Consider the following 12,232-nt stretch of genomic DNA (forward strand, 5'->3'; position numbering starts at 1 on the left):
TCACTCTTCTTGCTTCTTGGCGGAAACAACTGGTCATCCCACGATGGCCCTTCACCGTCTACGACGACGAGAACCCCGCGGGAATTGACACCACGCTATTGGACTCACCCGGCGTGCTAAATCGCGCCGCGCGAACCGCGAGATCACTCGAACGCCAACTCGCGTGAGACACCGACTCACCATGCGCCGGCGCGCGTTGACGCCCGTTCCTCGGGCGCTGCCCGATAGGGGATCCTTGCCGAACTCGAACGGAGAGCGCGCATTAGGATCGATTGCAGGAGGGCGACCGTTATGGATCCGGTCAGGGCTGGGTGGAGAATCAGCGACCTCGTTGCGTATGACACCGACGTCGCGCATTCGATCGCGAGGATCGCGGGTCTTGCAGCGCATACCGAGCCGGCCCCGACTGGCGATACCGTCGACGCCGTCCGCACAGAGCTAGCTGCCCTTGCCGACGGAGTGACGCCATGACCTTCGACGCGGACCGCACGTTCGAGTCGCTCATCCGACCCGCGCTCTTCGCCGATCACGGCCCAACCGCAGATCCGAGCCTCACGTTGCTGGTCGGCGAACCCGGCTCCGGCCGCACCCGCGCCGCCTACCGCGAAAGCCCAACAGAGAACGGACGAGCCGTCGTCAGCGCCGGCGTGCTCCGCGCCTTCCACCCCGATTACCTCGAGCTTGCGAGCCACCGGCCGTTCGAGCTCGAGGATGCACTGCGGCCCACCGTCGAACGGTGGATCGCGCAGTCCGTCGGCACCGCACTCAACGAACACCGCTCGGTCGTGCTGGAGAGCGAAGCACTCACGGCGGAAGCGGCCCGCGCCGCCTCCGTGGCCTTCGCCGAAGTCGGGTTCACGACTGAAGTCGTGGTGATGGCGTCCCGCGCTCCCGACAGCTTGCTGACCGCGGCATCCGCCTATCTCAATCAGCGGCGTGAGCGAATCCCGACGCAGCCGACGTCGGTCGATGCCCATCAAGCAGCGGCGGCCGCGGCGCGCGACCTGACGACCGCGCTGGAGGTTGACGCCCCCTTCGATCGCGTCCGGGTACTCAGCCCCGGCGGGGTGGCACTGCACAAGGCCGAGCCCCACCTGCAGCCAGACTCGCTCCAGGGGCTGACCGACGCGCTGAACGCCGAGCGCAACCGCCCCTACTCGTCGATAGAAGGCGTGCAGTGGCTGAGCGAGCTGCGCCGCATCTCCGAGTACGCCCACCAATCTCGCGAGGACGTGGAGCCAGTCGTCGAGACGCTCGCTGAGTTACATCGGCTCGCGTTGACCACCGTGCTACCGAGCATGCCACTGCGGCCGGAATCGGATGCCGCGGTCCGCCAGCGCGCTCAGCTCGAGCAGGAGCTGCGCCGCCTTGAAGAGCAACTGGCAGCGACGCGGAGTATCCAGCTGCCCCTCGACTTCCCCATGCCGGCGCCGTCGCGTGGGCTCGATCGCTGACCAGTCCGCCGGCATCCTTCGGACACTCAGCGATCTCAGCGGCGGGCTCGGCGTGCAGTGCCGGGTCGTGGAATAGCGGAGGACCGGAGCGCAGCGGAGGGCCGAGCATATGCCGCGAAAGCCCGGAACGGAGCGCCGCGCCCACCGCTACAATCTCGCGTCCGGAGGAAGCCACGGAGCTATTCGTCGACCAACTCCATGAGCATCCCGACGAACGTCTCGCGGCTGCTCGTCGGATCGGTGGCGAGATCGAGCACAAGCGCGCCGAGTTCCGCGCGTTGCGTTCGGCCCAGCGTCGTGAGCGGCTCAAGACACCAGGCGATGTCCTGTTGTGACTGTTCGTCGGATGCCGGGGCCCCGAAGCGCACGGCGACGAACGCTGCGCGGTAGATGACCGCTTCGACGTCTGCACGATCGACCATGTTCCGATCCTCACTCTTCTGGACGCTCACCGCGACAGCCCGTGTCGTATCGGCGGCATCAGCGGAGTCTGGTCGGCCACCGGCATTCTGTGCTCCGCCGCTTTGGGTTGAGTCCGCAACCGATCGTTGATCGCAGCAGCCACGGCATCCATCCGCGCTTCTTCGGCCGCAGTCGACGCAGTGCGCTCCGCGTGAGTCGGCCGCAGGTCTTGCTCAAGGCGTCCCTCACCCCGGGCCAGCGATTCCGCGTAGTGTGCGGCGGCGCGATCTCGCGCACTCGACCGCACGAACTCGTCGATCAGGTACTGAGGTGTTCCGCGTTCACTCTGGAGACGCCCGATCTCCTCCGCGGTGCGAACGCGGGTGAAGAAAGAGTCGGCCGCGGCGAGGTTCTCTCTGCGCTCTGTACCCGTGGCGCGATGCAGGCGTTGCGGCGGCAGCCCGTTCGCACGCCGCCAGCGCTCTCTCGCGCGGTACTGGCGCTGATCTGCCAGCGACTTCTCGTGATCCGCCCAGTATTTCTCGCGCTTGCGCTGCTTGACCTCGTCCGCGTGGGCCGCGTAGTAGCGAGCCGCGCTCTCGCTCTTCGCTGTGCGAGCGTCGCGGTCCTTATCGCGCCGGTGCTGGCGGACCTGCTCCCTATGCGAGTCGCGCCAGCGCTGGTTGGCGGCGCGGAGTCGGGCTCGAAAATCATCGGGGTTCTCTGCGCGCTGACGCTCGCGATAGCGCCGCTGGATCTCTTGATGCAGCGGCTTGTTGGCCGCGTACCACGCCCGCGCATACTGGCGCTTGGCCTCTCTGCGTTGCTCCGCGTTGCGCTCACGCGTGGCGCCGTCTCGTTTGCCCAGCTCTCGCTCGCGCCGTGCGTTGCTGGACTCTGGGTGTTGCGTCGGCGCCGACCGTTGACGGCCCTCACTCGCCTTCTCGGTATCCCCATCGCTTCGTCTCAGCCGAGTGGATCTAACCTTCCCGGGGCTCGCGCTGCGCCATCGCTCTCGCGCAGGCTGCTCGTGATCTCGGCGCGCATCGTCGCCACCTTCAGGTGCACTCTGTGCCTCGTCCACGGTGTCCTACCTTCCGAGCCCGAAGTTCGGGGCGTGCGGCGCGTGAGGCGTTACAGGCACCGGAGCGGTGAACTCGCCCCGCGGACGGCGAGGTGGCTCCAGGGCGAACACTCGGTTCATATCCTCCGTGTCCCGGTGCCCCTCCGGGAAGTACTCGAAGAAGACCGCGTGGTCCGGGTCGCGGACGACCCATCGGCATCCCACATTGTGGAGAACGGAGAGCTTGAGCTCGGCTTCCTCCGTGGAGGCGCCGAGCTCCAAGATGACGCGACCGTCATCAAGTTGCGCGGTATGCCAGGTGTACTCACGTCGCCAGACCCGACGCTCGTCGAGAGCCTCATCGATAAGAACACGACGCGCGCGACGGCCCTCGAACGTCGGAGTAGGCACGACGGTTCGAATCCATCGAGCCACGTCGAGAAGAGGAGCCTCAGGACCGGGCCGCTCATCCATCGGAGGCCTTGATTCGCGTTGATAGCTGTTGGATCAGATCCGGGCGAAATCCCGACCAATGCTGGTGCCGCTCTTGATCGACCACGACAACCGGCGCGGCGCTGTAGCCGAGGTGACCGACCACGAACTCACGGGCTGGCGCATTGATCGCGTCGTTCAGATCGATGAGCGTGAACGGGATGCCGGCCAGGCGGAGGCACTCGCAGGTGCGCACGCACCGCGGGCATCCGCCTCCGGTCGAGTACACGGTCACCGAGATCATCGTGATCGCCTCGCGCGCGACCACGCTTCGGATGTCGATCGGCAGGCGGTCTGTCGGATGTAGTCAATGACCTCACTACGGAGGTACGCGACCGTCTTGCCGAACTTGTGGAAGATCGGGCCGCCGCCGAGCCGGCGCCAGCGTTCGAGTTTTCCAACGGTCACGCCGCCAGGCAGCATGTCCGCTACTTGCTGGGGGGAGAGCCATTCGATCTCATCCCGGGTTTCGACTTCTGTGGCCATCATCAACCCCCGTTCGCGTATGCACGACCACGTTTGACATGAGTAGATCAGTTAGCTATACACTTGTCAAGAGGTCGAATGTGCGAATCCGCAGCACGGTAAGACACACTGAGGAGGTGAAGGTCGACGTGTACACACTGAACGGCGAGAAGATGACGTGGCGAGCAGCCACTCAGCCGGTCGGTACAGCGCTGCGGATCGCTCCCGGCTTCACCGCGCGAGCATTCGAGGTCGCTCCGGGGCTCGACGCTCAGCTCGAAGCGCACTACAGCGCAGACGAGGGTCGGTACCTGATCACGAAGTTCGAGCTGACTGCGAGCGACGGCGAGATCACACACCGCGCACTCCGACTCATCTCGATCGAATCGATCATGCGCGCGGCAGCTCCACACTGCATCGCGCTCAGCCTCGACGACGGCGCGCCGAACATGAGCGCGCACGAGCTGACGACGACGGAGGGGCGCATCCTGCCGGCATGGCTTGCGGAGCAGGTCGTCGCGCGCGGCAACCGCACCGAGCGCATGGAAGCGATCGAGCTGCTGTACGGCATCGCGGCACTGAGCGGGAACCCGCCCGTCCAAGCGATTCAGCAGGAGCTCGGCATCCCCCACCGCACCGCATCGGACTGGACCAAGAAGGCACGCGCAGAAGGACGCCTGGCAGGCATGAGCTACATCGTCGGCCGCCAGGCGGATGGGTAGCGTTCACCCCTACTCCACGAAGAGCGGCAAGCGATACGTCGCTCGCTACATCAAGCCTGACGGCACACAGGGTGGCAAGCGAGGATTCGAGCGCAAACGGGACGCTGAAACGTGGCTCGCGGAGATTGAAACAGCGCGCGCCCACGGAACGTTCATCGATCCGCAAGCTGCGCGAATTACTGTCGACACGCTCGGACCGGAGTGGCTGGAAGCCAAGCGTCGATCCATGAAGCCTTCAGCCTTCGCCCCCGTCGAAACCGCGTGGCGCCTCCGCGTGCAACCCACGTGGGGCGGATGGTCGGTCGCGGACATACGGCACACTGACGTCCGGCGCTGGATCTCTGAGGTCGCCGAATCGGTGGGGGCAAGCGTGACCATTCGCACCTATGGCGTACTCGCCAGCATCCTCGACGACGCCGTGTACGACGGGCGGATCAGCACCAACCCGGCACGAAAGGGCAAGATCACCTTGCCCAGGAAAACCAAACGGCGTCATGGCTACCTGACGCACGATGAAGTGCATCGACTGGCGGATGCCTCCGGGCAGTACCGACTATTGGTGCTCGTGCTGGCCTACACCGGGATCCGATGGGGCGAGGCAACCGCGCTGCGGGTGGAGGATGTCGACTTCACGCGTCGGCGCTTACACATCTCACGGAACGCCGTCGAAGTGCACGGTGAGATTCACGTCGGAACGCCGAAGTCTCACAGTTCCCGGGCGGTTCCGGTGCCTGAGTTCGTTCTGAACGAGCTCAGGCCGACGATCGCAGGTCGACGGCGCGACGCGCTGGTCTTCTCCGGCCCCACTGGCACGTTCATGCGGCGAACCCGTTCAAGTGAAGGGTCCAAGTCCTGGTTCAAGACGGCGCTGCGCGTCGCGGAACTCCCACTCATGACAGTCCACGATCTACGCCACACTGCGGCGTCACTTGCTGTGCAGTCCGGAGCGAACGTGAAGACGATTCAGCGCATGCTGGGCCACACCTCCGCAGCCATGACGCTCGACGTCTACTCGGATCTCTTCGATGACGATCTCGACGATGTCGCCACCGCACTCGACAGCGCCGCCAACCGGGCGCGCGAACGTTCCTGACGGTCCACTCCCCTCACGCTCGATCTGACCGTGGGGGCCTGCACCTGCGTCGCCACCCGTATGCGAACGCCCGTGCCGGCTTCACGAATCTTCACGATTCCTTCACGCTTGGCGGTCCAGTGATACGCGAATGGCCCTCGATCCCTTGAAAACACTGGGATCGTGGGCCATTTCGAATGGCGGAGACGGAGGGATTTGAACCCTCGGTCCCCGTAAGGGGACTCCACCTTAGCAGGGTGGTGCACTAGGCCTGACTATGCGACGTCTCCAGGCATCCGGCCGCGAAGCGGCGCGAATGCACCCCGCAATCATAACTGGTCTCGCCCCTCCCACCGAACCGGGCCGGCGGTCCCCCGGGCGGGGCTCACTGCTGCGCGACGGTGCAGGTGACCTGTGCGGCGGTCTGCCCGGTGATCGACGCGGGCAGCTGGACGGGCGTCTCGGTCGCGGCCGGGGCCGGGGCCTCGGTGGCCGCGGCATCGGGCGTGGCGCTGTCAGTCGGCGCGGGAGTCGCGGTCGTGGGCGCGGTGGCCTCACCGACGACCTCGGTGCCGTAGCCGTCGCTCGTCGATCCGTTCAGCTGCAGCGGCTGGTTCGCCGCGAGCGCCTCGAACAAGACGTCGGCCGCCGAGGTGACGGGGAGCACCCGGCCGCCGCCCTCGGCGTACACGGTCGGGTACTGCACGAAGACGATGTCGGAGTAGGGAACGCTCCGCACGGCCATGGCGATCTGCACCATGCGTTGCGGGTTGGCCAGCCCCTTGCTGAGGACGATCTCCTTGTCGTTGACCTGCTTGACGGCGGTCGTGGCGAGGCTGAACAGCGTCGCGGGGTTGCTGAGCACGCCGTCCGACTGCAGCTTTCGCACCATCGAGCTCATGAACTGCTGCTGGTTCGAGATGCGACCGAGGTCGGACCCGTCGCCGATGCCGTGACGGATGCGCAAGAACTGCAGCGCCTCGACACCCTGCAACGTGTGCGTTCCCGCGGTGAGATTCAGCCCCGTGTGCGAGTCGCTGATGTCGTCGGCGACACAGACATCGACACCACCGATGGCATCCGACATAGCGATGACGCCGCTCCACCGCGTCGCGGCCGCATACTGGATGTCGATTCCGGTCAGGCTCTTGATCGTCGCGACCGAGCAGGCCAGCCCGCCGTACATGTACGACACGTTCAGCATCTGCCCGCTCATCGCCGAGTACTCCGTGCCGTCTTCGCCCGTGCAGGCGGGGATCGGCACGATCATGTCGCGCGGGAACGAAACGACCGTCACGCGCCGCGGCGAATCGCTGATGTGCACCAGCAGGGTGACGTCGTTGCGTTCACCCTCGGTGTCTTCGGCCATGCACGCCGTCGAGAGCGCCGCGTTCGCGCCTTCGCACGAGTCGGTGCCGACGATCAGCATGTTCACGCCGCCCTCGATCTCGCCGATCGTCGGAGGCAGTGCCTCTTCGTCGCTGCCGATCGACACGCCCGCATCGCTCACGGCGCGCGCGGCATCCCACACCGCGTAGGCCCCGACGGCGCTCACGCTCAGCACGGCGATGACGACGACCGCGCCCAGTACGGTGAGAATCTGCACGAACGGGTTCGGAGACCGAAGGATGCCGTGCCGCGCGACGGGCTGACGCCCTGAACGGTCGGTGCGTGCGCTCACAGGCGTCCTTTCGATGCGGCTCCTGGGGCCGCGGCCCCGGGTTCAAGCGGAGGGTGTGGGATTCGAACCCACGGGACATTGCTGCCCACTGGTTTTCAAGACCAGGTCCATCGGCCGCTCGGACAACCCTCCCGTACAGCAGGAAAAGTCTAGTAGAGCCGACTCTTCATCTTCCCGTGCGCGCCTGAGCGGCCCCTGAACGGGCGATCAGAGCGCGCGGAGCACATCGGCGACGCCGCCGGAGTGCACGGATGCCGTGGTCTCGCCCGCCTCGCGGCGCACCTCGTCGGGGCCCTGACCCATCGCCACGGCTCGCCCGCCGTGCGCCTGCGCCCACCGGAACATCTCGACGTCGTTACGCCCGTCGCCCATCACGAGCACCCGATCGGGCTCGATGCCGAGCCACGTGCGCACCCGCTCGAGCGCGGTCGACTTGTCGACGCCCTGCGGCGCGATGTCGAGCCACGCCGACCAGCCGACGGCGTACGACACCTTGGTGAGCCCGATCCGCTCGACGAGCGAGAGGAAGTCGCCGTCGGTCTCGTCGGGCGAGACCACCACGACGCGGCACACCGGTTGGGCCGAGAGCTCGTCGAACGAGACGCGCCGCGCGCGCACCAGGTTCCAGTCGTCCATCGGCTCGGTGTAGAGCCGCGCGCCGTCGGCGAGTTCGACCATGTACTTCGCGTCGGGAAGGTGCTCGCGCAGAAGTTGCAGCACCTCAGCCGGGTCGAAGGTCTCGATGTGGAAGCGCTCGTAAACGCTCTCTTCGCCGAGATCGCCCGACACCCGCTTCATGATGACGGCACCGTTCGAGCACACCGCATATTCGGGTGCGAGTTCGAGGACGTGCTGGATACCTCGGGTTCCCTCCCACGACCTGCCGGTCGCCAGCATCACCTCATGGCCGGCGCGGTGCGCGTGCGCGATCGCCTCGACGACGCCCGGGCTCAGGGTCTCGTCTTCGAGCAGCACGGTGCCGTCGACGTCGAGCGCGATGAGCAGGGGTTCGGTCGCGACAGCGGGGTTCTCGGCGTCTTCGGCGATCTCTTCGACGAGCCGCGCCGCCTGACGGGGCGCCACGACGTCGACCGATCCGGTCGCGGGGAGCCGCTCCGAAGCCTCGGCGTCGCCCACCCCGGGCGCCGTCATGCGATGGGCTCCGCGACCTCGAGCCCGCCGAGGTAGGGCCGCAGCACCTCGGGGATCACGACCGAGCCGTCGGCCTGCTGGTGCGTCTCGAGCAGCGCGACGATCCACCGCGTCGTCGCGAGCGTGCCGTTGAGGGTCGCGACGGGCGCCGGCTTGCCGGGACCCGCCCCCTCGGTCACCGGGCGGTAGCGCACGTCGAGGCGGCGGGCCTGATACGTGGTGCAGTTCGAGGTCGAGGTCAGCTCGCGATAGGCACCCTGCGTCGGCACCCACGCCTCGACGTCGTATTTGCGCGCCGCCGACGAGCCGAGATCTCCCGCCGCGACGTCGATCACGCGGTAGCTCAGGCCGAGGTCCTGCAGCATCTGCTCCTGCAGCGCGACGAGGCGCAGGTGCTCGGCCTCGGCATCCTCAGGGGTCGTGTAGACGAACATCTCGAGCTTGTTGAACTGGTGCACGCGGATGATGCCGCGGGTGTCTTTTCCGTACGACCCCGCTTCGCGGCGGTAGCAGGTCGACCAGCCCGCGTAGCGCTTGGCTCCGGATGCCAGGTCGATGATCTCGCCCATGTGATAGCCGGCCAGGGGCACTTCGCTCGTGCCGACGAGGTAGAGGTCGTCGGCCTCGAGCTTGTAGACCTCGTCGGCGTGCTGCCCGAGGAACCCGGTGCCGCGCATGACCTCGGGCCGCACGAGCGTGGGCGGGATCATCGGGATGAACCCGGCGTCGACCGCCCGCTGCAGCGCGAGCGACATGAGCGCGTACTCGAGGCGCGCACCGATGCCGGTGAGGAAGTAGAAGCGCGAGCCCGACACCTTGGTGCCGCGCTCCATGTCGATCGCGCCGAGCTTCTCGCCGAGGGCGAGATGGTCGAGCGGTTCGAAGTCGAACGCCCGCGGTTCGCCGTGGGTGCGAAGCGTGACGAAGTCTTCTTCGCCGCCGGCGGGAACGCCGTCGATCACGATGTTCTCGATGCGCGAGAGCGCCTCGTCGGCCGCCGCCTCGGCGTCGGTGACGGCAGCCTGGGCGGCCTTCACGCGGTCGCTCAGGTCTTTCGCCTGCGCGACGAGAGCGGGCTTGTCTTCTTTGGATGCCTGGGCCACGGTCTTGCCGTGTGCGTTCTGCTCGGCGCGCAGCTGCTCGAAGGCGGTGATCGCGGCGCGGCGCGCACGATCGGCCTCGAGGGCGGCATCGACCGTGTCGGGCGATTCCCCGCGCGCCACCTGCGAGCGCGTGACGAGGTCAGGGTTGTCGCGGAGCAGAGCCAGATCGATCACCCGATCAGTCTAGGCTTTGGCTCATGACAGACGCCCCCGCACCCGAGCGTCGTGCGGCACTCGTCTACAACCCGACGAAGGTCGACGCCGACCAGTTGCGGGCCCTCGTCGCCGATCACGCGAGCGCCGCAGGGTGGGGCGAGCCCCTCTTCTACGAGACGAGCGTCGACGACCTCGGCGACGGCGTGACGCGCGAAGCGCTGGATGCCGGCGCCTCGGTCGTGCTCGTCGCGGGCGGCGACGGCACCGTGCGGGCCGTGAGCCAGGCGATGGCCGACTCGCACGTGCCGCTCGCGATCGTGCCGAGCGGCACGGGCAATCTCCTCGCACGGAACCTCGACCTGCCCCTCGCCGAACCGGCCGTGATGGTCGCGGCCGCCTTCGACGGCGACGTGCACGCGATCGACGTCGGGTACGCGAGGCTCACCCGCCCGGACGGCGACCATGAGGAGCATGCCTTCGTCGTCATGGGCGGCATGGGCCTCGACGCGGCGATGATCGCCAACACCTCGGGCGATCTCAAGAAGCGCGTCGGCTGGGTGGCCTACGTCGACGGCGCGGCCAAGTCGCTCGTGCGGGCCAAGCCCTTCCCCGTGATGTACCAGGTGCTCGGCCACCGCATGCACCGCGCCGACGTGCAGAGCGTGCTGTTCGCCAACTGCGGGTCGCTCCCGGCGGGGCTCGAGCTGATCCCCGAGGCATCCATCACCGACGGAGACCTCGACATCGTCATCTTCCAGCCGAAGACGGCACTCGGATGGCTCGCCGTGTGGCGGCGCGTGGCGTGGGACAACAGCGTGCTGCGACGCTTCCGCGCGGGGCGCCGCATCCTGCGCCTGCGCACGAAGGACAACTCGGTCCGCTACGCGAAGGGCCCCGGCATCGAGCTGGCGGCGTCGGAAGCGCACCCCGTGCAGCTCGACGGCGACGAATTCGGCGAGGCGACCGCCGTCAGCGTGCGGATCGAAGAGGGCGCACTGCGACTCACCGTGCCGAAGGGGCACGTCTCGCCGAACCTCTGAGGCCCCGGCAGGGCGCCGTCAAGGGGGTTCGCCGGGTCGCGGGCGCCCGGCACGATGGATGCCATGACCTCGCCCTCGCTCGTCTGGTTCCGCGACGACCTGCGCCTGGCCGACAACCCCGCGCTGCGCGCCGCCGCCGACCGCGACGAGCCGGTGATCGGCGTGTATGTGCTCGACGAGGCATCCCCCGGCGTGCGGCCACTCGGGGGCGCGGCGCGGTGGTGGCTGCACCACTCGCTCAGCGAGCTCGACGAGCGCCTGCGCGAGAAGGGCTCGGTGCTCGTGCTGCGCCGCGGCGCGGCATCCGATGTGCTGCCCGCGCTCGTGGGCGAGACCGGCGCGGGGGCGGTGTTCTGGAACCGGCGCTACGGCGGACCCGAACGCGAGATCGACGCCGGCATCAAAGACGGGCTGCGCGGTGACGGCGTCGAGGTGGCGTCGTTCGCCGGGTCGCTGCTCTACGAACCGTGGACCGTGCGCACGGGCGCCGGCACCCCGTACGGCGTCTTCACCCCATTCTGGAACGCTTGCCGGCAGCTGCCCGCCCCGCGCGCACCGCTCCCCGAGCCGCGCGAGCTGCGCGGGCCGGGCCGCCACCCGGCATCCGACGACCTCGCCGAGTGGGAGCTGCTGCCGACCTCTCCCGATTGGGCGGGAGGCTTGCGCGAGCGGTGGGAACCCGGCGAGCGCGCGGCGAAGGCACGGCTGCGGGAGTTCCTCGCGGACGATGCCGCCGGCTACGACCGCGCCCGAGACGAGCCCGCCGCGGGTGCGACCTCGCTGCTGTCCCCCCGGCTTCGCTGGGGAGAGATCAGCCCCTATGAGGTGTGGCACGCCGCGGTGTCGTCGGATGCCCCGGTCGGGGGCTTTCTCTCGGAGCTCGGCTGGCGCGAGTTCGCCTGGCACACGCTCTTCCACTTTCCCGACCTCGCGACGAAGAACCTGCGGTCGGCGTTCGACGCGTTCCCCTGGCCGCGGCTGCGGCCGACGATGCTGCGCGCGTGGCAGCACGGCGAGACCGGCATCCCCCTCGTCGACGCCGGCATGCGGGAGCTCTGGACCACGGGGTTCATGCACAACCGGGTGCGGATGGTCGTGGCATCCTTTCTGGTCAAAAACCTGCTGATCGACTGGCGGCACGGCGAGGAGTGGTTCTGGGACACGCTCGTCGACGCCGACGCCGCGAACAACCCGTTCAACTGGCAGTGGGTCGCGGGCTCGGGCGCCGACGCCGCGCCGTACTTCCGCATCTTCAACCCCGAACTGCAGGCGAAGAAGTTCGACCCCGACGGCCGCTACGTGCGCGAATGGGCCCCGGATGCCACGGCGCGCCCCCCGATCGTCGACCTCGCCGCTTCGCGCAAGGCCGCCCTCGCCGCCTACGACGCCGTCAAGCGCGCCTGACCCGCCTCCCCTCCCCCCTCCCCCTG

At 68.0% G+C, this 12,232-nt stretch carries 13 protein-coding genes and 2 tRNA genes; 6 read left to right on the forward strand and 9 right to left on the reverse strand.

Annotated elements, in window-relative coordinates; translation table 11 throughout:
- The first annotated feature begins 467 nt into the window (after positions 1 to 467).
- Positions 468 to 1,454: a zeta toxin family protein gene (locus tag G3N18_RS03935; protein ID WP_196383002.1), complete on the forward strand. Its 987-nt coding sequence runs from the start codon at positions 468 to 470 to the stop codon at positions 1,452 to 1,454.
- A gap of 179 nt (positions 1,455 to 1,633) precedes the next feature.
- Here G3N18_RS03935 and G3N18_RS03940 read toward each other — a convergent pair whose 3' ends face one another.
- Both G3N18_RS03940 and G3N18_RS03945 read right to left on the reverse strand, forming a co-directional pair.
- Complete coding sequence (locus G3N18_RS03940) at positions 1,634 to 1,876, reverse strand: hypothetical protein (protein WP_196383003.1); 243 nt, start codon at positions 1,874 to 1,876, stop codon at positions 1,634 to 1,636.
- Positions 1,877 to 1,902: 26 nt separating this feature from the next.
- Entirely contained in the window at positions 1,903 to 2,940 is a 1,038-nt protein-coding gene (locus G3N18_RS03945) for a hypothetical protein (protein ID WP_196383004.1), read from the reverse strand.
- 42 nt (positions 2,941 to 2,982) lie between these two features.
- Between G3N18_RS03945 and G3N18_RS03950 the strand changes: the two genes are divergently transcribed.
- Positions 2,983 to 3,405 carry a hypothetical protein gene (locus G3N18_RS03950; protein ID WP_206692945.1) on the forward strand — a complete coding sequence of 141 codons (423 nt, stop codon included), beginning with the start codon at positions 2,983 to 2,985 and terminating at the stop codon, positions 3,403 to 3,405.
- Here the strand turns inward: G3N18_RS03950 and G3N18_RS03955 are convergent.
- Together G3N18_RS03955 and G3N18_RS03960 are read right to left on the reverse strand one after the other, a co-directional pair.
- Complete coding sequence (locus G3N18_RS03955) at positions 3,386 to 3,679, reverse strand: glutaredoxin family protein (protein ID WP_338038239.1); 294 nt, start codon at positions 3,677 to 3,679, stop codon at positions 3,386 to 3,388. The two genes, G3N18_RS03950 and G3N18_RS03955, sit on opposite strands and share 20 nt — an antisense overlap.
- Positions 3,652 to 3,900, reverse strand: a complete 249-nt coding sequence (locus tag G3N18_RS03960; RefSeq protein WP_196383006.1) for a helix-turn-helix domain-containing protein — start codon at positions 3,898 to 3,900, stop codon at positions 3,652 to 3,654. Before G3N18_RS03960 ends, G3N18_RS03955 begins: the two co-directional genes overlap by 28 nt.
- Before the next feature lie 113 nt (positions 3,901 to 4,013).
- Here G3N18_RS03960 and G3N18_RS03965 point away from each other — a divergent pair, with 113 nt between their 5' ends.
- Together G3N18_RS03965 and G3N18_RS03970 are read left to right on the forward strand one after the other, a co-directional pair.
- A complete protein-coding gene (locus G3N18_RS03965; RefSeq protein ID WP_196383007.1) occupies positions 4,014 to 4,598 on the forward strand; it encodes a hypothetical protein in 585 nt (194 codons plus the stop codon).
- The gene (locus G3N18_RS03970; RefSeq protein WP_196383008.1) at positions 4,591 to 5,691 is read left to right on the forward strand and encodes a site-specific integrase; all 1,101 of its coding nucleotides are present in this window, start codon (positions 4,591 to 4,593) and stop codon (positions 5,689 to 5,691) included. The genes G3N18_RS03965 and G3N18_RS03970 overlap by 8 nt, the downstream gene beginning before the upstream one ends.
- Positions 5,692 to 5,868: 177 nt before the next feature.
- Here the strand turns inward: G3N18_RS03970 and G3N18_RS03975 are convergent.
- The 5 genes from G3N18_RS03975 to serS form a co-directional block, all read right to left on the reverse strand.
- Positions 5,869 to 5,960, reverse strand: a tRNA-Ser gene (locus G3N18_RS03975).
- A 95-nt stretch (positions 5,961 to 6,055) separates the two neighbouring features.
- Positions 6,056 to 7,351, reverse strand: coding sequence for an LCP family glycopolymer transferase (locus tag G3N18_RS03980; protein ID WP_196383009.1), 1,296 nt, complete (start codon positions 7,349 to 7,351; stop codon positions 6,056 to 6,058).
- A gap of 47 nt (positions 7,352 to 7,398) precedes the next feature.
- Positions 7,399 to 7,483: transfer RNA gene (locus tag G3N18_RS03985), tRNA-Ser, on the reverse strand.
- A 75-nt stretch (positions 7,484 to 7,558) separates the two neighbouring features.
- Entirely contained in the window at positions 7,559 to 8,503 is a 945-nt protein-coding gene (locus G3N18_RS03990) for an HAD family hydrolase (RefSeq protein WP_196383010.1), read from the reverse strand.
- The gene (gene serS, locus G3N18_RS03995; RefSeq protein WP_196383011.1) at positions 8,500 to 9,780 is read right to left on the reverse strand and encodes a serine--tRNA ligase; all 1,281 of its coding nucleotides are present in this window, start codon (positions 9,778 to 9,780) and stop codon (positions 8,500 to 8,502) included. Before serS ends, G3N18_RS03990 begins: the two co-directional genes overlap by 4 nt.
- 23 nt (positions 9,781 to 9,803) lie before the next feature.
- Here serS and G3N18_RS04000 point away from each other — a divergent pair, with 23 nt between their 5' ends.
- Positions 9,804 to 10,802 carry a diacylglycerol/lipid kinase family protein gene (locus G3N18_RS04000; protein ID WP_196383012.1) on the forward strand — a complete coding sequence of 333 codons (999 nt, stop codon included), beginning with the start codon at positions 9,804 to 9,806 and terminating at the stop codon, positions 10,800 to 10,802.
- A gap of 63 nt (positions 10,803 to 10,865) precedes the next feature.
- The gene (locus tag G3N18_RS04005) at positions 10,866 to 12,206 is read left to right on the forward strand and encodes a cryptochrome/photolyase family protein (protein WP_196383013.1); all 1,341 of its coding nucleotides are present in this window, start codon (positions 10,866 to 10,868) and stop codon (positions 12,204 to 12,206) included.
- Positions 12,207 to 12,232: the final 26 nt, after the last annotated feature.

It is taken from the genome of Microbacterium paulum (assembly GCF_015707995.1).
Taxonomy (GTDB): Bacteria; Actinomycetota; Actinomycetes; order Actinomycetales; family Microbacteriaceae; genus Microbacterium; species Microbacterium paulum.